Origin of the sequence: Vibrio sp. 1167 (assembly GCF_033340375.1) — a bacterium.
GTDB classification, from domain to species: Bacteria; Pseudomonadota; Gammaproteobacteria; order Enterobacterales; family Vibrionaceae; genus Vibrio; species Vibrio alginolyticus.
The window spans coordinates 356477-374521 of record NZ_JAWOWK010000005.1 but is presented as its reverse complement, the minus strand read 5'-3'; the positions used below and the strand labels follow the sequence as shown (position 1 = coordinate 374521).

20 protein-coding genes are annotated in these 18045 nt (G+C 43.6%); 13 read left to right on the top strand and 7 right to left on the bottom strand.

Annotated elements, in window-relative coordinates; all coding sequences use genetic code 11:
* Nucleotides 1-38: 38 nt before the first annotated feature.
* The 3 genes from R7Z78_RS13770 to coaBC all read right to left on the bottom strand — a co-directional run bounded on the left by R7Z78_RS13770 (nucleotide 39) and on the right by coaBC (nucleotide 2957).
* Nucleotides 39-989: a Kdo(2)-lipid IV(A) acyltransferase gene (locus tag R7Z78_RS13770; protein ID WP_169644323.1), complete on the bottom strand. Its 951-nt coding sequence runs from the start codon at nucleotides 987-989 to the stop codon at nucleotides 39-41.
* 6 nt (nucleotides 990-995) lie between these two features.
* A complete protein-coding gene (slmA, locus tag R7Z78_RS13765) occupies nucleotides 996-1586 on the bottom strand; it encodes a nucleoid occlusion factor SlmA (RefSeq protein WP_005379386.1) in 591 nt (196 codons plus the stop codon).
* 171 nt (nucleotides 1587-1757) lie between these two features.
* On the bottom strand, nucleotides 1758-2957 hold the full coding sequence (gene coaBC / locus R7Z78_RS13760) for a bifunctional phosphopantothenoylcysteine decarboxylase/phosphopantothenate--cysteine ligase CoaBC (RefSeq protein ID WP_169644322.1): 1200 nt from the start codon (nucleotides 2955-2957) through the stop codon (nucleotides 1758-1760).
* A 193-nt stretch (nucleotides 2958-3150) separates the two neighbouring features.
* Between coaBC and R7Z78_RS13755 the strand changes: the two genes are divergently transcribed.
* The 6 genes from R7Z78_RS13755 to mutM all read left to right on the top strand — a co-directional run bounded on the left by R7Z78_RS13755 (nucleotide 3151) and on the right by mutM (nucleotide 7999).
* Nucleotides 3151-4824, top strand: a complete 1674-nt coding sequence (locus R7Z78_RS13755; protein ID WP_169644359.1) for a methyl-accepting chemotaxis protein — start codon at nucleotides 3151-3153, stop codon at nucleotides 4822-4824.
* Between the two features lie 114 nt (nucleotides 4825-4938).
* On the top strand, nucleotides 4939-5613 hold the full coding sequence (radC, locus tag R7Z78_RS13750) for a RadC family protein (protein WP_169644320.1): 675 nt from the start codon (nucleotides 4939-4941) through the stop codon (nucleotides 5611-5613).
* Nucleotides 5614-5915: 302 nt separating this feature from the next.
* Nucleotides 5916-6152 (top strand): 50S ribosomal protein L28, encoded by a 237-nt coding sequence (gene rpmB / locus R7Z78_RS13745; protein ID WP_005384783.1) that lies wholly within the window; start codon nucleotides 5916-5918, stop codon nucleotides 6150-6152.
* A gap of 13 nt (nucleotides 6153-6165) precedes the next feature.
* Entirely contained in the window at nucleotides 6166-6336 is a 171-nt protein-coding gene (rpmG, locus tag R7Z78_RS13740; protein WP_004410866.1) for a 50S ribosomal protein L33, read from the top strand.
* A 274-nt stretch (nucleotides 6337-6610) separates the two neighbouring features.
* Entirely contained in the window at nucleotides 6611-7087 is a 477-nt protein-coding gene (locus R7Z78_RS13735; RefSeq protein ID WP_025998646.1) for a hypothetical protein, read from the top strand.
* A 102-nt stretch (nucleotides 7088-7189) separates the two neighbouring features.
* The gene (gene mutM, locus R7Z78_RS13730; RefSeq protein WP_169644319.1) at nucleotides 7190-7999 is read left to right on the top strand and encodes a bifunctional DNA-formamidopyrimidine glycosylase/DNA-(apurinic or apyrimidinic site) lyase; all 810 of its coding nucleotides are present in this window, start codon (nucleotides 7190-7192) and stop codon (nucleotides 7997-7999) included.
* 6 nt (nucleotides 8000-8005) lie between these two features.
* Here mutM and R7Z78_RS13725 read toward each other — a convergent pair whose 3' ends face one another.
* Genes R7Z78_RS13725 through coaD form a run of 3 tightly spaced genes read right to left on the bottom strand, consistent with a single transcriptional unit; the run spans nucleotide 8006 to nucleotide 10299 of the window.
* Nucleotides 8006-8770 (bottom strand): glycosyltransferase family 25 protein, encoded by a 765-nt coding sequence (locus tag R7Z78_RS13725; protein ID WP_169644318.1) that lies wholly within the window; start codon nucleotides 8768-8770, stop codon nucleotides 8006-8008.
* 20 nt (nucleotides 8771-8790) lie between these two features.
* Nucleotides 8791-9771, bottom strand: coding sequence for a glycosyltransferase (locus R7Z78_RS13720; RefSeq protein ID WP_169644317.1), 981 nt, complete (start codon nucleotides 9769-9771; stop codon nucleotides 8791-8793).
* A 27-nt stretch (nucleotides 9772-9798) separates the two neighbouring features.
* The gene (gene coaD / locus R7Z78_RS13715; protein ID WP_169644316.1) at nucleotides 9799-10299 is read right to left on the bottom strand and encodes a pantetheine-phosphate adenylyltransferase; all 501 of its coding nucleotides are present in this window, start codon (nucleotides 10297-10299) and stop codon (nucleotides 9799-9801) included.
* 122 nt (nucleotides 10300-10421) lie between these two features.
* Here coaD and R7Z78_RS13710 point away from each other — a divergent pair, with 122 nt between their 5' ends.
* Both R7Z78_RS13710 and R7Z78_RS13705 read left to right on the top strand, forming a co-directional pair.
* Nucleotides 10422-11336 carry a glycosyl transferase family 90 gene (locus R7Z78_RS13710; protein ID WP_169644314.1) on the top strand — a complete coding sequence of 305 codons (915 nt, stop codon included), beginning with the start codon at nucleotides 10422-10424 and terminating at the stop codon, nucleotides 11334-11336.
* 28 nt (nucleotides 11337-11364) lie between these two features.
* Nucleotides 11365-12411 carry a glycosyltransferase family 9 protein gene (locus R7Z78_RS13705; protein WP_169644313.1) on the top strand — a complete coding sequence of 349 codons (1047 nt, stop codon included), beginning with the start codon at nucleotides 11365-11367 and terminating at the stop codon, nucleotides 12409-12411.
* 59 nt (nucleotides 12412-12470) lie between these two features.
* Here the strand turns inward: R7Z78_RS13705 and R7Z78_RS13700 are convergent, their stop codons facing one another.
* The gene (locus R7Z78_RS13700; RefSeq protein WP_169644312.1) at nucleotides 12471-13595 is read right to left on the bottom strand and encodes a glycosyltransferase family 4 protein; all 1125 of its coding nucleotides are present in this window, start codon (nucleotides 13593-13595) and stop codon (nucleotides 12471-12473) included.
* A 177-nt stretch (nucleotides 13596-13772) separates the two neighbouring features.
* Between R7Z78_RS13700 and R7Z78_RS13695 the strand changes: the two genes are divergently transcribed.
* The 5 genes from R7Z78_RS13695 to R7Z78_RS13675 all read left to right on the top strand — a co-directional run bounded on the left by R7Z78_RS13695 (nucleotide 13773) and on the right by R7Z78_RS13675 (nucleotide 18033).
* A complete protein-coding gene (locus R7Z78_RS13695) occupies nucleotides 13773-14168 on the top strand; it encodes a diacylglycerol kinase (RefSeq protein WP_169644311.1) in 396 nt (131 codons plus the stop codon).
* A gap of 5 nt (nucleotides 14169-14173) precedes the next feature.
* A complete protein-coding gene (locus R7Z78_RS13690; RefSeq protein ID WP_169644310.1) occupies nucleotides 14174-14881 on the top strand; it encodes a 3-deoxy-D-manno-octulosonic acid kinase in 708 nt (235 codons plus the stop codon).
* A gap of 159 nt (nucleotides 14882-15040) precedes the next feature.
* Nucleotides 15041-16099 (top strand): dTDP-glucose 4,6-dehydratase, encoded by a 1059-nt coding sequence (rfbB, locus tag R7Z78_RS13685; RefSeq protein WP_169644309.1) that lies wholly within the window; start codon nucleotides 15041-15043, stop codon nucleotides 16097-16099.
* 20 nt (nucleotides 16100-16119) lie between these two features.
* Complete coding sequence (gene rfbA, locus R7Z78_RS13680; RefSeq protein ID WP_169644308.1) at nucleotides 16120-16992, top strand: glucose-1-phosphate thymidylyltransferase RfbA; 873 nt, start codon at nucleotides 16120-16122, stop codon at nucleotides 16990-16992.
* Nucleotides 16993-18033 carry a TDP-N-acetylfucosamine:lipid II N-acetylfucosaminyltransferase gene (locus R7Z78_RS13675; protein ID WP_169644307.1) on the top strand — a complete coding sequence of 347 codons (1041 nt, stop codon included), beginning with the start codon at nucleotides 16993-16995 and terminating at the stop codon, nucleotides 18031-18033.
* Nucleotides 18034-18045: the final 12 nt, after the last annotated feature.

Below are 18045 nucleotides of genomic sequence, written 5' to 3'. Positions count from 1 at the left end.
CTGCCCTTTTTTGTTTTTGGATTCATCGCCTTGACCACTTACTTATAGCGAATGCCTTTCTCGACATGCTCATCTTGCATGGTTTTATAGCGTTTATGGAGCCACATCCATTGCTCTGGAGCGCGTAGAATGACTTCTTCCACATACTTGTTCATATAAGCGGCAGCGGCGACTTCGTCTTTTTGTGGATAGTCGGCTTCAATGCACTTATCGGCGATGATGTCGTATTTTCCTTCGTCATTGCGAAACCCTGAGCCTGGGATGATCGCACATTTTGAGGTATACGCCAGAATGCTCGTGCCTGTTGTTGTACACGCATCGTCTACGGCAAAGAAGGGCACAAATACTGATTTTTTGCGACCGTAATCGTGATCCGGTAAATAGAACAGACGCTCACCACTGCGTAATACACGAATCATCTTTTTTACATCTTTACGATCAATCAGTTTATTGCCGTTATGTGTTCGTCCCCAATACTGGATAAAGTTATAAGCAGGATTATTATGCGGACGAAACGCGCCGTACCCGGCCACGCCTAACACGGCGAAAGCACGCGCAGTGATCTCTAGATTTAGAGCATGGACACAACAAAGTAGGACGCCTTTACCTTCTTTGGCTTTTTCACGCAGTGCGCCGAGATCTTTCTCGACGATCAGGTTTTTAAAGCGCCAAGTCGGCCAGAACCAAGTGATTCCGGTTTCTATCAGTGCCATACCGGTATTTTTGAAGTTCTCTTCAACAATATATTGAATCTCTTCAGTTGTTTTGTCTGGAAAGGCCAATTCTAAGTTACGCTGAGCAACGTGGACACGCTTTTTACCGTAGCGCATGCCAAGTTTACCGAGTGAACGACCTAATGAAAGCAGCAGCCGATAAGGAAGAATATTGACGAGGATGGCCAACAGACCAAAACCAAGCCATACGCCCCAGTTACGAGGGTGAAGAAGTGAAAGAGAAAACTCGGGCTGCGTGTATTTGTCTTTACTCATAGTCTTTTACTTTATTTGTGCACTCAAAAGCGCCCAGTACTCGTCAAAGTTTGCAGTCGGCTGGTATTTAAAGTCGCTACGCACAAAGCGGTTTAGGCTCCCCTCAACTTGTCCCAGAATTTGCGCGGCTAGGATGCGCTCTTCGACAGGGAAAGACTTCCCTTCACGAATCTTACGTTCACGCAGGATTTGGCGCAATTGTGTTTCTATACGCTCAAAGAGTTGATTGATGCGTTCACGTAGGCGTTCATTTTCAAACATTAGAGCATGACCCGACAAAATGCGTGTCAGACCTGGGTTACGTTCAGAGAACGCCAAAATAAGGTGCATCACCATACGAATACGCTCTAGTGTATCTTTTTCGTCGTCTAGAATACGGTTGATACGTGTCATCAAGGCTTCTTCAATGAACTCAATCAATCCTTCGAACATGCGCGCTTTACTTGGGAAATGACGATACAGAGCGGCTTCTGAAACGCCGACTTGCTTGGCCAGTTTTGCCGTAGTAATGCGTGAAGCACCATCTGTTGATTCAAGCATTTCTGCCAATGCTTGTAAGATCTCTTCACGACGGTTGGATTTTTTACTGCCGGCCATTAGTTACTTCCTTTCAAAATACAAAGTTGAGCGGAGGGGATTATAAGACGCTATTTCGCCTCAAACTAGACCACTAAGGGTGGAATGGGAGATTTAACACCCTTAGTTGTCATTTTTGTACCAAATTTATGCCAGCTTTTGTAAAAAATTGGCAGGGTTTTCAAACGTTAGTTACATCAATTGATGCATTTTTTCGAGAATTTTAAAGCTCAATGCTTCTTTTGATTCTAAAGCGAGCGCAAGTTCACCTTCAGGCCAGTAAAGGGTAATCGCGTTGTCGTTGCTGTTAAATCCTTGCCCTGCAACCGAAACGTCGTTTGCACAGATCATATCGAGGTTTTTCTTTGTTAACTTGCCTCGAGCATAGGTCTCTACATCATTGGTTTCAGCCGCAAAACCGACGGTAAACGGACGCCTCTCCGTCATTGCTGCCACAGATGCAACAATATCAGGATTTTTAACCATATTAATGACCATTTCGTCGTTGTCTTCTGTCTTTTTCAACTTTTGAGACGCGATCGTTTGTGGGCGGTAGTCGGCAACGGCAGCGCAGCTAATAAAGGCATCATGCTGGTTTGCATGTGTCATAACGGCTTCGTGCATCTCTTGTGCACTGGAAACATTTATGCGCTCAACACCTACGGGCGTATTTAAACTGACAGGACCGCTCACGAGGGTGACTTTTGCTCCCATCTGCGCTGCGGCGCTCGCCAATGCATAGCCCATTTTCCCGGAGCTATGGTTCGTAATGTAGCGCACTGGATCAATCGCTTCGCGAGTTGGTCCGGCGGTAATGAGTATCGACCTACCTTCTAGCAATTTTGGTTGAAAGAACTGTTCACATAGATGTACTAGCTGCATTGGTTCCAGCATTCGACCTGGTCCCACATCACCACAGGCTTGCTCTCCTGCCGCAGGGCCCCAGATGTGCATACCACGACGCGCTAACGTAGCGATGTTCTCTTGGGTTGCGATATTGCGATACATCTGTTGATTCATCGCAGGAGAAACAGCAACAGGGGAATCCGTCGCGAGCACGAGCGTGGTAAGTAAATCGTTCCCCATGCCTGCGGACATGCGCGCGATTAAGTCCGCGGTCGCGGGCGCTAATAGCACTAAATCTGCCCATTTGGCCAATTCAATATGGCCCATAGAGGCTTCCGCTGCTGGGTCTAGTAAACTGTCCGAGACAGGACGGCCCGAAACGGCTTGCATGGTTAAAGGGGTAATGAACTCTTTTGCGGCTTTCGTCATTACAACTTGAACTTGCGCTCCTCTCTCTATGAGGCGACGGGTTAGCTCCGCACATTTATACGCGGCAATACCGCCACTGATGCCGAGTAGAATTTTCTTTCCTGCTAGTGTTTGCATGTGAGATCTCCAATTTGATGACCGGATTTTAACACAATTCAAAGTCTGACCGCCCGAGCATATATAACGAGAAGATAATTCACATCAAACTCCAGAGTATTAATCTGACCGAGGAAGGGAAAATTCTCGCCTACCTCACAGACAAGTTGCGCGGAGTTTGCAAGTCTGAAAGGAAAAAGAGGTAGTGGAAACCATGGTGTTGAAAAGTCGAAACAAATTGCTGCTGATAACCCTAATTCCGCTGTTGTTGATCACTACGTTGATCTCAGTGGTGTATTACATCAACAGCAGTAAAAGTTTGGAAGCGGAGCTAGCAAGAGACAGGCAAGAGCTCATCGAAACGAAAAAGAAAGAGTTACAAGCCTACATGATGATGGGCGTGACGGCGATAAAACCGTTATACGACGCGGATGTAAATGGAAGTAATAAAGAGGCAGCAAAAGAAATTCTGAAAGCCATGCGCTTTGAAAGCGATGGCTACTTTTTTGCCTACGACTCTCAAGGTGTGAATACGTTGCACGCCATCAAACCTGCATTAGAGGGTAAAAACCTTTACGACTTAAAAGATGAAAATGGGGTCGCAGTTATTGCGGGCTTGATTGACGCTTCTCAAAAAGGGGATGGGTTCCTCTATTTCTCGTGGCACAAACCGACCATTGACGCACAAGCGCCTAAGTTGGGCTATGCAGAATATCTATCGAAATGGGACTGGGTTTTAGGTACTGGCGTTTATATTGATGACATCGACCAGCAAGTTGCGATGCACAGAGAGTTAAAGACTCAAGAGCTAAAAGAGCATACGTTATCTGCCGTGTTGATTTCCGCTATTGGATTGATCATTACCAGTGTTCTCACCAGTATCGTGGTGTCTAAAGGTATTCAGCCATTACAACATGTCGCGGCTTCATTAAAAGATGTTGCCGCAGGCGGCGGTGACTTAACGGCTCGTTTAAAAGTCGAAAGTCAGGATGAAGTCGGTGAAGTGGCGGCCGCGTTTAATGATTTTATGGATAAGCTGCACCCACTGATGCAGGACATTCATCGCTCTGCGACGACAGTACAGACCGTTTCCCAAAGCCTGAACACTCAGACCAGCCAAGCGAGCGGTCAAATGCAGGATCACTGTTTAGAGACGGACAAAGTCGTGACGGCAGTGACGCAAATGAGCATGACTGCCAAAGAAGTAGCCAGCAATACTAATGCGACCGCGCAGGCAATTGACGATGCCAACAGTCAAGTCACCGCTGCTCAGCATGAGGTCGAGCAAGCAATAGAAGGCATTACCGAACTCGTGACGGAGATAGACAGCACGTCAGATGCAATTTCTGAGTTGAGTTTACAGACTGAAAAAATAACCAAAGTGCTGGATGTGATTGGCGAGATAGCCGAGCAAACGAATTTGTTGGCCCTAAATGCGGCGATTGAAGCGGCTAGAGCCGGTGAGCAAGGTCGAGGGTTTGCCGTCGTTGCGGATGAAGTGCGCTCGTTAGCCAGTCGTACACAAAATAGTACTCATGAAATTGGTGACATGCTTAAGCAGCTACAAAATGGTGTATCAAGAGCGGTCAGTACGATGTCGGTGAGCCAAAAACGAGGTGTCAAAACGGCGGAAGAATCGGCGCTCATTCAGCAATCTCTTTCTGGTGTTCATAATTCTATCGGTACGATTCGAGATATGGGTATTCAAACCGCGTCTGCCGCCGAAGAACAAAGTGCGGTTGCAGAAGACATCAACCAAAACTTAGTGGCTATTCAACAGATCGTGAACAACATTAATGAGACGTTGCAGCATGCCGAGTCAACCAGCACACAGCTATCACAGTCTGGAACAGAAATTCACGGCTTGGTTGGCAACTTTAAACTCTGATGAACTGTTAAGTTGCATGGAAAGCACTGATGGCAAGAAGAAAGCGAAAGTCATACTCGACTTTCGCTTTTTGTTTTGTGGAATAGGGACACTTTCCATATAAAGAGACATCAGATGATACTGAAAGCTTTGCCAAATGAGTCCATGCCCAGAGAGAAGCTACTGCAACGAGGGCCGCAAGCTTTGACCGATGCTGAGCTACTGGCCATCTTCTTGCGCACAGGCACCCGCGGAATGAACGTGATTGAGCTCGCAGACTTCCTTATTCAAGACTTTGGTTCGCTCAGACAACTATTTTCAGCATCAGAAGAAGAGTTTTGTCGTCACAAAGGATTGGGGCAAGCCAAGTATGTTCAATTGCAAGCGGTACTAGAAATGACGCAGCGCTATTTAGCGGAAACGCTAAAGCGTGGTGACGCCTTAACCAGCTCCGACCAAACTAAGTTATATCTGTCTTCTATTTTAAGGGATCGGCAAAGAGAGGCTTTTTATATTCTTTTTCTCGATAACCAGCACCGAGTGATAAAAGATGAAATTTTATTTGAAGGAACGTTGGATGCCGCGTCGGTTTATCCGAGAGAAGTCGTCAAGCGTGCTCTGCATCATAACGCGGCGGCTTTGATTCTAGCGCACAATCATCCTTCAGGCGTCGCTGAGCCGAGCCAAGCTGACAGAAGGATTACAAGGCGTCTCACCGACGCATTAGCATTGGTGGATATTCGTATTTTGGACCATTTCGTCATCGGAGATGGGGAAAGTGTCTCTTTTGCTGAAAGAGGCTGGATATAACTGTGCGTTTTTTAGGTTGTTAGTTGCTAAAAATCTGCTATCATCCACGCCACTAAATTTTTAACTGAATTCAGCTTGGACTGCTAAAAAAATCTGCTGTCTAAAAAAAGATCACGAAAACCTGTAAAAAGGATCTGTTCGGGTCTTGAGCAATGCATATCAAGTTAGTATAATGCGCGACCTTTGATAGCCTTGTATGGATTTTCCATAGCGGTTCTTAACCTCTAACTTCTTTTCGAGAGATAGAGAGGTTCGGCCACCAAGGTTGATATCGAGCTGAAACGATTTTGGAGAAGACATTCATGTCACGAGTATGCCAAGTAACTGGTAAGCGTCCAGTAACGGGTAACAACCGTTCACACGCACGAAATGCTACTAAGCGTCGTTTTCTGCCGAACCTACAAACTCATCGTTTCTGGGTAGAGAGCGAAAAACGTTTTGTTAAACTACGTCTATCTGCTAAAGGTATGCGCATCATCGACAAGAAAGGTATTGATACTGTTCTTGCAGACATGCGTGCACGTGGCGAAAACGTTTAAGAGGAAATAAGCAATGGCAAAGAAAGGCGTTCGTGAGAAAATCCGTCTAGTATCTTCTGCAGGTACAGGCCACTTCTACACAACTGATAAGAACAAGCGTAACATGCCAGGCAAATTTGAGATCAAAAAGTTTGATCCAGTAGTTCGCCAGCACGTTATGTACAAAGAAGCAAAAATCAAATAATTGGTTTCAGTCTCTTTGATGAATTGAAAAACCCAACTTTCGAGTTGGGTTTTTTATTACGTGAATACAAGTGCTGAAGAAAAGGTTCAGTACGTCATCGGGTTATAAAGCACTGCTGAAGTTACTTTACTCGTCCGACTCTATATTCGAATTTTTAATTTATCGTCCTATACCGCTTGGTCACCGCTTCTCTACATACTTGCACACCGTCGTTCTAGTCAAGCTCAATACTCTTTGGTAATTTACTCATAACGATAAGAGAGTAGAGATAGTTATGCGTGTGAGTCCGGCTCGTCGCCGCCGATGGAACAATATTCTTATTCTGGGCATTATCGCGTTTATAGTGATCTTAAATGCGCCGATGTGGATCAAAACTTACCTATTAACAGATCAAGCAGACCCTTACCCAAATGTACTTCGCTCCGACTATACGGTGGAGTCTTTGTACTATAGTGGCTGGGAGTTCGAGCTGCATGATGGACGGTGGCAATCCAACATCAAAGTTGATGCACCGATCAGTGAGCTTGTATCACGCTGGCAATCATTGGAAGGGACCGAGCTTACCTCAGAACAGTACGACCATTTAAAACCTAACCTAGCGGTACCTGAAACGGTAGAAGTCTGGTATCAGGATCTCGAAGAGCCGCAGCGGGTGACTTTCTTTCGTTTACCTGATTTTTGGCTATTTAAAACCTGGCAAGACAAATGGGTCGCTATCTCCGTCGATGAAAACTACCTTATGCCAGAGTAGAGCCTTTTTGCGCCTATACCCCTAATAAGCTTCCCTATTTATCGTTTTTCTTTTCGATTATGCTAGCAGCGAGAACTATTAGCCGGTGAATTGGAGAATCTAATGCCTGAGTTGCCAGAAGTTGAAGTCAGCCGTATGGGGATTAGCCCCCACATGGTTGGACAAACGATCCAGTCGTTTACTTTTCGAACGCCTAAATTGCGCTGGGATATTCCTACAGAGCTTAAAAAATTGGAAGGGCAGGTGATCCGTGCGATTAGCCGTCGTGCGAAATACTTACTGATCGAGACAAACACCGGTACAGCCATTGTTCACTTGGGCATGTCGGGGTCTTTACGTGTTCTAGACGCCGACTTTCCGCCAGCAAAGCACGATCATGTGGATCTCAAACTAAGCAGTGGAAAAATACTGCGCTATAACGATCCGCGTCGTTTTGGGGCATGGCTGTGGTGTGCTCCTGGCGAGTCACATGCTGTGCTAGCAAACATGGGGCCAGAGCCTTTAACTGAAGAGTTCAATGCGGAATATGTAGCGGAGAAAGCTAAAAATAAGCGTGTCGCCGTCAAGCAGTTCATCATGGACAACAAAGTCGTAGTTGGTGTCGGAAATATCTACGCGAATGAGTCGTTGTTTAAATCTCGAATTCACCCTTCAAGGCCCGCAGGTAAGTTGACTTCTCAAGAGTGGGGGTTACTTGTTGAAAATATCAAAATGACACTTGAGATTGCCATTACGCAAGGTGGGACTACGCTGAAAGATTTTGCGCAAGCCGATGGAAAGCCGGGTTACTTTGCACAAGAGTTACTAGTTTACGGAAAAGCCGGAGAGCCATGCCCAGAATGCGGCGAAGCTCTCCAAGAACAAAAGATAGGCCAACGCAATACCTTCTTCTGCGGGGAATGCCAGAAGTAGAATGTGTTAACTATTAAACTTCTTTGGACCGTACTCTCGGCCCATTTTTATGAGGTGATGACCATTCATAACTAAATTTAGAGTCATACTTTTTGCTTTATTGAGCAGCTTCATTGTAGCAACGAGGTAGTCTTTATCGCCTTGGCGCTTCCTATTACCAATGACAGATGGCTTATTGCCTCCACGTAAGCCAGCCTGCCTTACTCCAAACATTGCTTGCTTGTGCAACCAGGTATTACGCAGGAAGACGTCTACAGGGAATTGGAACGTTTTACTTGCATCAATAAATGCTCGTGCCGCCGAAGGGCTGATAGCATAAGATGTTGTACACTGTGGTACTTTTAGATACTTAACTAATCTTTGAGAATCATATTGTTTCACATCGTAGAACATGCCGCGACTACTAGTGTTTTCCGTACGAATATACCCACAGCTTTCGATATTTTCGGCGACTGCCTTCAATGTGTTTAGGAATAACTCGTCTTCAATGCTGAGATCATCTTCAAAAATGATGATAGGTTCGTTTAGCTCAACGCATTTTTGCCAGAGTAGGTAATGGCTCGCATAACATCCCGCCTCACCGATGATGCATGGGCGTCCCATGTTGAATTCAAACTGGCGGTTATCTAAGTGGTCCAATAAAGGATGAGTGTCTTTACGTGCATCAACGCCGTAGAAAACCTCACAATCTAAACCGATTCTCTTTAGGGTGTTTAATGTTGTCTCTTGCCTGTCTTCACAGCCTTTTAAAGTGATACAAAATGCTTTCATGGTGACTCAAAATTGGTGTTCTATCTAAAGTAAGGTAATTTTTTTATTTGTTTTACTGGCTCAGAAAGAAACTGGTTCAGAGCTTCTCCATTGAGTACTTTTTCATACTTCTCTATGTAAGCCTTGGCCATTGAAATGTGATCAAACATGTCTCGAGCGTATTCGTGACACAGTTTTGGATTGTAGCTTCCATGTTTAATAGCGTCCGCTAGTTCATCTTCAATATTTGATAATGAGCCAAACTCTGGTGCGTTAATTAACTCTGGCAGTGAACCATATGGTGTGGCAAACACGGGTGTACCCATAAACAGGCTTTCTGTAATGGCTAAGCCAAATGGTTCTTCCCAAGTAACAGGAAAGATCAAGCCTTTAGAGTGCTCGAGTACTGCACACTTCTCTGTGTTGTTAACCATGCCGTGAAATTTAACATGGCGATCTAAAGTGAGGCGAAATCCCATTTTAAAATTCAATCGATGTCCACCTAAAACATCCAAAGCGACATTGGCTTTTTTCGTAATATCTATTGCGCCTTGCACATTTTTTAAACGCCAAGCGGCTTTGCCAAGGAAGTGATAGCGGTTATCTCTTTTATTCAGTTCTAAATTGGGTTGATGATAGTCACTCCAATCTAGACCATTGTATACAAAGGCTTCACAACCATGGTTCAGAGCGTGTTTTTGAGAAACGAAAATTGAATTAGAATCGTTTTTTTGGGCCTCGGTGTTGTTACCGTGACGAGTGATGACATAAGGCTTGTTAGTGCAACTACCACCGACATGGAAGTGAACGACATCAACCTCGTCGGGAATTTGTTCATCAATAGATAAGTTTGGTTGCTGGGTAATACATGTCGCCCAATCGCATGTCATTGGTTCAGGGTTAAGAATGTAAACGCTATGACCCAGTTGATGAAGCGCTTTCATTAAGCTCCAAACAACGCGTTCTGTACCACCATAAGTTACAGGGGGTAGCGTACCTTTACACACAATTAATACGTTCATAGAAATTCTTTTCTTTTGTTCGAGTAATTATTTCTTGGCTTTTTGAGCAAGTGCGAGTTCAACGGGAGCAGGGACAAATCGGCTAATCTCACCACCATGTAAAGCCACCTCTCTCACAATCGTAGAGGATAAGAATGCGTACTCGTCATCTGGGGTAAGGAAAATACTTTCTAGGCCCGGCAATAGCTTTCGATACATACTGGTTAAGCCAAACTCATATTCGAAATCGACGGTGGTTCTTAAGCCTCGAATTAGAATGTTCGCGTTTTGCGCTTTTGCAAAATCGACTAGTAGACCAGTAAAGCCTTCTACATTGACATTTGAAAGGTGGTTAATAGAGCGCTCTACTAGCTGTACACGCTCTTCCAGCGTGAACATCGTTTTTTTAGAAGGACTAGCGGCAACACCAATAGTGATAGAGTCGAACATTTTGGCTGCGCGCTCAATGAGGTTAAGGTGGCCGTTTGTAATAGGGTCGAAGGTTCCCGGATAAATGACGTGTGTGGCACTATGACCTTGTTGTTTCATATGCAGCTCGTTGTGTTTGTCAAAAGTGTCAAAAAACGCTTAAAAGTAGTAGTATGATACATCATCGACTCGAGAATAGATAACATCTACAAACATAGGTGTGATAAGGGCATAACGTTTTAATGAAACTTTTTTACTATATAAAAAACCTACTGTTGGCCATGGCTCCACAAGCGTATTTTGCTTACAACAAAAACAGACTAGAAAAGAAGTTTCAAGGTCAAATGGAGTTAGTCCAAGAGCGAGTGGATTACTATTGTAAAATAAATACTCCGAGCGAGCTGGATTCCAGTAAATCGACCAGTTTGAGTCGTTTCTCACATAAAGGTCAAAGTGCATATACGTATGATCTTAAAGAGTTCCTCCGTTATTTCCCTGATACTAATCCGTTTTGTTATTACTTTGGGGATGAAGTCGCCGTAGAAGATTGCCCAACGCTTTATAAGGCTAGGCCGATTAAGGGTAATAACGATAACTCGGTGCTGTTCAAACTCAACAAGCGTAGACACTTCCAGTTCGTAAGCGACGCATTAGGCTTTCACGATAAGAAAGATATGGCGGTTTTCCGTGGTTTTGTTAAACGGGTTCATCGTATTCGATTTATGGAAGCAATGTTTGAGAACCCTATGATGGATGCTGGTCAATCCAACCCTTCTCAAGAGCACCCAGAATGGCAAAAAGAATTTATGTCCATTCAAGATCAATTGAAGTACAAGTTTATCATTTGTCTTGAAGGTAACGATGTTGCAACTAATTTGAAGTGGGCAATGTCTTCGAACTCTGTCGTAGTGACGCCTAAGATGCGTTTTGAAACGTGGTTTATGGAAGGTACGCTACAACCAGGAGTTCATTATGTTGAAGTGAAAGATGATTGGTCTGACTTTGACGAGAAAATTAATTATTACCTTGAAAACCCAGATAAAGCTGAAACCATGATTGAAAATGCGCATCGACATGTGGCCCAATTTCAGGATGAACAATTGGAAAGCTTAATCTGTATCAAGACGCTCGAGAAATACTTCAAGCTATGTCAGTAATGCTCTTAAACCAAAAGCCTAAATTATCATGAGTTTATTCACTTCACCTCCGTCTCATTTGTGTGTATTGCGTTTGTCGGCCATTGGCGATGTTTGCCACGCGATCGCAGTGGTTCAAGCTATTCAAAAGCATTGGCCGCAAACCAAGATAACTTGGATTACCGGCAAAATAGAGGCGCAACTGATTGGTGATTTGCCCGACATTAATGTGATTGTTTTTGATAAGTCACAAGGCCTTAAAGGGATGAAGGCTGTGTGGAAACAGCTAAAGGGCACTAAATTTGATGTTTTGCTGCACATGCAGGCAGCCTTGAGAGCGAGTGTTTTGTCTTTGGGCATTCAAGCAAAATACAAAGTGGGTTTTAGCAAGAATAGAACAAGAGAAGGGCAGTGGTGGTTCACTAATCGTCACTTACCTAATACAACGGCAATGCATGTCTTAGATAACATGGCTGAATTTGCTAAGTATATTGGTGTTCCATTCAGCCAGCCAACGTGGAATATCCCATTACCCAGTGAATCAGTCGATTACGCTAAAGGTATTACCCGAGGTCGAAAGTGTGTCGTGATTTCTGCTGCGGCAAGCAAGGACTCTCGTAACTGGTTAGTGGAGCGATACGCAGCTATCGCCGATTACGCATCGTCTTTGGGACTTCATGTGATCCTATGTGGCTCACCAGCGGAAAGAGAAAAGCAATTGGCACATAAAATTGAGTCACTGTGCGAGCTGCCCGTCACTAATATCGTCGGTGACACAAGCTTAAAGCAACTGACCGCTGTATTGCGTGAAGCCACGGTTGTTATTAGCCCTGACTCCGGTCCCGCTCACTTGGCGACGACTCAAATGACACCTGTGATTGGTTTATATGCGCATAGTGATCCTAGACGTACTGGACCTTATAACGATTTGGAAAATGTTGCGAGTGTTTACCAACAACATGTTGAAGAACAAAAAGGCAAGTCCGTAGACTTACTCACGTGGGGCACACGTGCGAAAGGGGATAACTTAATGGCTGCAATTCCCGTAGAGCTGGTGCAAGAAAAGCTCGATAAAGTGTTAGAGAATCTCTCTTAGCCAACAATAATAGGCTAAGAGAGTAATACGATTTTACAAGTACGTCTGCTAAATCCAAATTAGGTGTTTGCTGACTGCTGCTTCATTTTGTATACCGCCAACAGCTGTTGGTAGTTTTTCTCCAGTACAGTGTTGACATCCATTGTTAAGGCCAATGCTCTGCATTGTTCACTCACATTGGTCGTACGTTTTTTATCAGCCCAGAATGCCATTGCTTTTGCTAGTTCATCTGGGTTTACCTCAGAGCCAATGACGCTCGACACTTTTGGATTGAGGACCTCCTTCGCACCACAGTTTTCAGTGGTAATCGACGGTGTGCCACATGCGAGAGATTCGATTACCGTAAAGCCAAAAGGTTCATAGAGAGTTGGTAGCACATAGCAATCGGCCAGCGTAAAGTAGAGCTCTGGTCGTTTGTCTTCTCCCATAAACTTACATTTGTCTTGTATCCCAAGGGTTTCCGCAAATTTAATGTACTCGCTCTCGTGAGTCTCTCGACCAACAATCACCAATTGAGCATCAATGTTCAGTTTGGAAAATGCAGTGAGAGTTTGTTTTAGCCCTTTCCTCTCGTAGCCAGTGCCTAAAAATAAGAAAATCGGCTTGTTAGGAGCAAGCTCCATTTGTTGCTTGAGCTCTAAAGCCTCTTTTTCGATTCGTTGTGCGTCAAAGCGCTTCGTATCGACAAAGTTGTGGATTACCGTGATTTTGTCTTTAGGTACGTGATGAGCTTCTTGGATTTCCTGAGCACTCTTATGTGAATTACTAATGACATGGTAGTAGGCTCCAGGAGCCATTGCTTTTTGCTCAATCAAATGTGTCACTCTATCTTTGATTCGCATTGGCTTATTTAAGGACCGTGCCATATGAAGACTTGTGCCTGCTCCAATTCTCAATACATCGTGTGTCCACGCGTGAGCTAGGCCGTACACCAAATCATAGTCAGCTTCATTGACGTGCTTTTCTACCGCTTTCGCAAACTTCCAAAGGCGATGGCTTTTACCAATACTAAAACCGCGCAACTTCACAAACTTAACGTTAGGGTGTGGAGGAGTATCTGCATGAGAGCGGCAGATGATAGTGACTTCTTCCCCTTTTTCTGCCATGTATCTCGCCATTTGATTGAGGTACAGCTCAACTCCGCCAGAGTATGCGTGTCTTAAATGGACCAATGCAATCTTCATAAGTAATCCAGTAATTCGTTTGGTATTGGTTATTATGTTACTTGAAGCCTTCATTTTCTGAAAGAAGTCAGTTGACGAGGTCTTTCGTCGACGAAGAGCAGCAAAAGCTCCTTACTGGATTGTTCCCCCAATAGAACAATGTAAAATGGCGCTATGATGTAAGCACGAGAAATTCAAGTGAATAAGGACAACGAGAAAACAGAAACCGTTTCAGGAAAACCTGGAAATACGGGCATTCAAAGGATCTTAAAAGCCAGCATCTATTCACTTCAAGGTTTGAAGGCTGCATTGAAACATGAAGCTGCGGTTCGACAAGAATTAGCTTTGCTCATTGCCGCTGTGTTGCTGCTCTGCTGGTTAGACGTTTCGCAAATAGAACGTATCACAATGCTCGGTACTGTTGTTTTGGTGTTGATTGTTGAACTGATTAACTCTGCGATTGAGGCGGTTGTGGATAGGATTGGTGTGGAAAGACATAAATTAAGCGGTCGAGCAAAAGATATTGGTTCTGCTTCTGTCTTTGTAGCATTACTGTTTGCTGCCTTTACATGGTCTTATATTCTCTTTTTCTGAGGGGCGTGATGAAGCACTATCAAGAAAATAATACGCATGTATGGTACGACGAAAGCTTAGTTACTGAGCCCATAGAGAGTTTGTTTGATATCAACTACTGGCGCAGTTGTAATGCCATCGTTGGCAGTGCTAGTGGGCGAGGCACTACGTGGTTTATCAAGCTCCAAAGTACGATTGCTGCATTACGCCATTATCACCGCGGTGGTTTGTTCGGAAAGATTGTCCGAGACCAATATTTGTTCCTAGGCTTAGAGAGAACTCGCAGTTACGCCGAGTTCTCTCTGCTTCAAAAATTACGTAGCGCTGGCGTTAATGTTCCTCGCCCTGTTGCCGCTAAAGTAGAGCAGGCCGGTTTGTTTTATCGAGCAGATTTATTGAGTGAGAAAATATCTGGGGCAAGCGATCTCGTTGATAAATTACAGGTAGAACGCCTATCCAGTGATGACTACCAAAAAATTGGTCTAGAAGTCCGTAAAATGCACGATATTGGTGTTAATCATACCGATCTGAATATTCATAACATCCTGCTTGATAGTGAAGGCAAGGTCTGGATTATCGATTTTGACAAGTGCAAGCAACAGTCTGGGAGCCAATGGAAAGAGCGAAACTTAGATCGTCTACTTCGCTCATTTAGAAAAGAACTCGCTAAACGTGAGATTCATTGGTCTGAGGATGACTTTGAATCTCTGATGTTAGGTTACAATCAGTCTTAACAGTCTTAACAGTCTTAAGTGAAACAAAAAGGGCTAAGGTAAATTTGTCGTAGTCACTCAGTTTAATGAGGATGTTAACTCGACTTAAAATAATCTTCTGTGTTCGCGTGCAATTAGTACCGATGCCAAGTAGCCCGTAAATGTGGATATGAATTTAAAATGAAAATCTTAGTGACAGGTGGTGCAGGGTTTATTGGCTCTGCTGTTGTGCGCCATATTATTAATCATACGCAAGACTCAGTGATTAACTTAGACAAACTAACCTATGCAGGTAACCTTGAATCTCTTAGCGAGGTGTCCAGTCACGCGCGCTATGCTTTTGAACAAGTGGATATCTGCGATCGTGTCGCGCTAGAGCGTGTGTTTTCAGAGCACCAGCCTGATGCAGTTATGCACTTAGCGGCAGAATCTCACGTCGATCGCTCTATTGATGGCCCTGCTGCTTTTATTGAAACTAACATTGTTGGTACTTATACCCTATTAGAAGTGGCTCGTGGATATTGGAGTCAGCTTGATGACGCTAACAAAGCGGCCTTTCGTTTCCACCATATCTCAACAGATGAGGTATATGGTGACTTAGAGGGAACAGATGATTTGTTTACAGAGGAAACCTCGTACGCACCATCTTCACCGTATTCTGCCTCGAAAGCGTCGAGCGATCACCTTGTTCGCGCTTGGCTAAGAACTTATGGTTTTCCGACCATTGTGACTAACTGCTCCAATAACTATGGACCATATCACTTTCCTGAAAAACTGATTCCTTTAATGATCTTAAATGCATTAAAAGGTTCACCACTACCAGTATATGGTGATGGTATGCAGATCCGTGATTGGTTATTTGTAGAAGATCACGCTAAAGCGCTCTACAAAGTTGTGACAGAAGGCGTTATTGGGGAGACATACAATATTGGTGGTCACAATGAAAAAGCAAACATCGATGTTGTTAAGTCAATTTGTGAAATTCTAGAAGAACTAGTACTAAACAAACCAGAGGGCGTTGCGCGTTACCAAGATTTAATTACTTATGTAAAAGACCGTCCAGGGCATGATGTTCGATACGCCATTGATGCTTCTAAAATCGAACGTGAATTGGGATGGACACCAGAAGAAACCTTTGAGACAGGCTTACGTAAGACCGTTGAATGGTATTTGACGAATAAAGAATGGTGGCAACGTGTTCTAGACGGTTCTTATAGCTTAGAGCGTCTTGGTCAATAATTTTAGAATAAGGTAAGAAAATGAAAGGCATTATCCTTGCTGGTGGATCTGGAACGCGTCTATATCCAATTACTCGTGGGGTCTCAAAGCAACTGCTTCCGGTCTATGACAAACCAATGATTTATTACCCGCTATCAGTTTTAATGTTATCGGGAATTCGAGAAATATTAATTATCACTACTCCTGAAGACCAAGAAGGATTTATGCGTTTACTTGGTGATGGATCTGATTTTGGTATTGCTTTGACCTATGCAGTTCAAGAAAAACCAGAGGGATTAGCACAAGCATTTATCATCGGCGAAGAGTTTATCGGAAGTGATTCGGTTTGCTTGGTTTTGGGTGACAACATTTTTTACGGGCAAGGCTTTACACCAATTCTTCAGAAGGCGGCAGAATCAGTCGATGCAGGAGAAGGGGCAACCGTTTTCGGGTACAAAGTAAAAGATCCAGAGCGTTTTGGCGTTGTAGAGTTTGATGAACAGATGCTAGCTGTGTCAATTGAAGAAAAACCAGAACAGCCGAAATCCAACTATGCCGTTACGGGGCTTTATTTTTATGATAACGACGTGATCGAGTTGGCCAAAAAAGTTAAGCCTTCAGCAAGAGGTGAACTAGAAATATCGACTTTGAATCAGATGTATTTAGATAGAGGTCGTTTAAACGTTAAGGTCTTCGGCCGCGGTTTTGCTTGGCTGGACACCGGTACTTATGCAAGTTTGCTTGAGGCATCCTCATTTGTCGAAACCATTGAAAATGTTCAAGGCTTAAAAGTGGCTTGTTTGGAAGAGATTGCCTTCAATAATGGTTGGTTAACGAGAGAGCAGCTGCTAGACCTAGCAAAAGGGTTAGAGAAAAACTCTTATGGCCAATACTTAAAAGCGTTGGTGAGCTAAATGAAGTTTGTAAATATCATCAATGACGATAAGTTTACAGCCGACTACATAAACTTTGTTGAAGATAATTTGGACATGAGTGAGCAGGTCTTTTTCGTGTTTAAAACTCATGACAAATTCCCTATCAAAGAGAGGAGTAACATCTTTTCTTATGATAAAAAGAAGCACCATTACTTAGACTACTTGGTGTTTCTAAAAAACTTGATCCAGCATAGTATCAAGGCAGAGAAGATCATCATTCATGGTCTATTTAAAATCAAGATAACCCAAATTTTATGGGTGCTGAGATTTCTACTACCAAAATGTTACTGGGCGGTTTGGGGAGGGGATTTGTACAGCCGAGATGAGAATTTGTTAACTCGCCGAGGTCGATACAAAGAATTTTTCCGAAAAAAAGTGATAAAAGACATGGGGTATATCATTACCAGCATTAAAGGTGATTATGAAAATGTTGTGAAATGGTATGGGACGAAAGCGCCTCACTTGCCTTATTTTATGTACCCCGCGAGCCTGTATCACGATATACCTATTGCGGATAAAAAAGACAATAAACTGAACATTCTTATCGGTAACTCCGCAGATCCAACCAATAATCATGAAGATGCGTTCGCAAAAATTGCGCCATTTGTAAATGAAAATGTGCGTGTTATCTGCCCTTTGAACTACGGTTCTAAGAAGCATGCAAGTGCCATGGTGGAGCTTGGTAATAAGATGTTTGGCAGTTCATTTGAGCCAATCCTCGATTACATCAAGTACGATGAATATATGTCGCTACTCACTACGGTTGATATTGCTGTATTCAACCACAATCGCCAGCAAGCTATGAGTACCACTCGAGTGTTGCTTGGTATGGGTAAGACGGTTTATTTAAGAAAAGAAACCTCATCGTTTGAAACTCTTCGTAATGTAGGAGCAATTGTTCATGATATCAATGAGTTTAGTTTGGAAGTTTCTGTTAGCGATGGTGAGAAAAATGCACGTGCTATACAGCAATACTATTCTAAGGAAAGCCTGATTAAGAACCTCCAAGCTATATATTGATCGGTGTTGCTG

Coding starts and splice junctions, on each gene's coding strand:
- R7Z78_RS13705 (WP_169644313.1), top strand. CDS start 11,365: ATGAGTTTATTCACTTCACCTCCGTCTCATTTGTGTGTATTGCGTTTG.
- R7Z78_RS13735 (WP_025998646.1), top strand. CDS start 6,611: ATGCGTGTGAGTCCGGCTCGTCGCCGCCGATGGAACAATATTCTTATT.
- R7Z78_RS13700 (WP_169644312.1), bottom strand. CDS start 13,595: ATGAAGATTGCATTGGTCCATTTAAGACACGCATACTCTGGCGGAGTT.
- R7Z78_RS13720 (WP_169644317.1), bottom strand. CDS start 9,771: ATGAACGTATTAATTGTGTGTAAAGGTACGCTACCCCCTGTAACTTAT.
- R7Z78_RS13725 (WP_169644318.1), bottom strand. CDS start 8,770: ATGAAAGCATTTTGTATCACTTTAAAAGGCTGTGAAGACAGGCAAGAG.
- mutM (WP_169644319.1), top strand. CDS start 7,190: ATGCCTGAGTTGCCAGAAGTTGAAGTCAGCCGTATGGGGATTAGCCCC.
- R7Z78_RS13710 (WP_169644314.1), top strand. CDS start 10,422: ATGAAACTTTTTTACTATATAAAAAACCTACTGTTGGCCATGGCTCCA.
- rpmB (WP_005384783.1), top strand. CDS start 5,916: ATGTCACGAGTATGCCAAGTAACTGGTAAGCGTCCAGTAACGGGTAAC.
- rpmG (WP_004410866.1), top strand. CDS start 6,166: ATGGCAAAGAAAGGCGTTCGTGAGAAAATCCGTCTAGTATCTTCTGCA.
- R7Z78_RS13770 (WP_169644323.1), bottom strand. CDS start 989: ATGAGTAAAGACAAATACACGCAGCCCGAGTTTTCTCTTTCACTTCTT.
- R7Z78_RS13755 (WP_169644359.1), top strand. CDS start 3,151: ATGGTGTTGAAAAGTCGAAACAAATTGCTGCTGATAACCCTAATTCCG.
- coaD (WP_169644316.1), bottom strand. CDS start 10,299: ATGAAACAACAAGGTCATAGTGCCACACACGTCATTTATCCGGGAACC.
- coaBC (WP_169644322.1), bottom strand. CDS start 2,957: ATGCAAACACTAGCAGGAAAGAAAATTCTACTCGGCATCAGTGGCGGT.
- R7Z78_RS13675 (WP_169644307.1), top strand. CDS start 16,993: ATGAAGTTTGTAAATATCATCAATGACGATAAGTTTACAGCCGACTAC.
- radC (WP_169644320.1), top strand. CDS start 4,939: ATGATACTGAAAGCTTTGCCAAATGAGTCCATGCCCAGAGAGAAGCTA.
- rfbB (WP_169644309.1), top strand. CDS start 15,041: ATGAAAATCTTAGTGACAGGTGGTGCAGGGTTTATTGGCTCTGCTGTT.
- slmA (WP_005379386.1), bottom strand. CDS start 1,586: ATGGCCGGCAGTAAAAAATCCAACCGTCGTGAAGAGATCTTACAAGCA.
- rfbA (WP_169644308.1), top strand. CDS start 16,120: ATGAAAGGCATTATCCTTGCTGGTGGATCTGGAACGCGTCTATATCCA.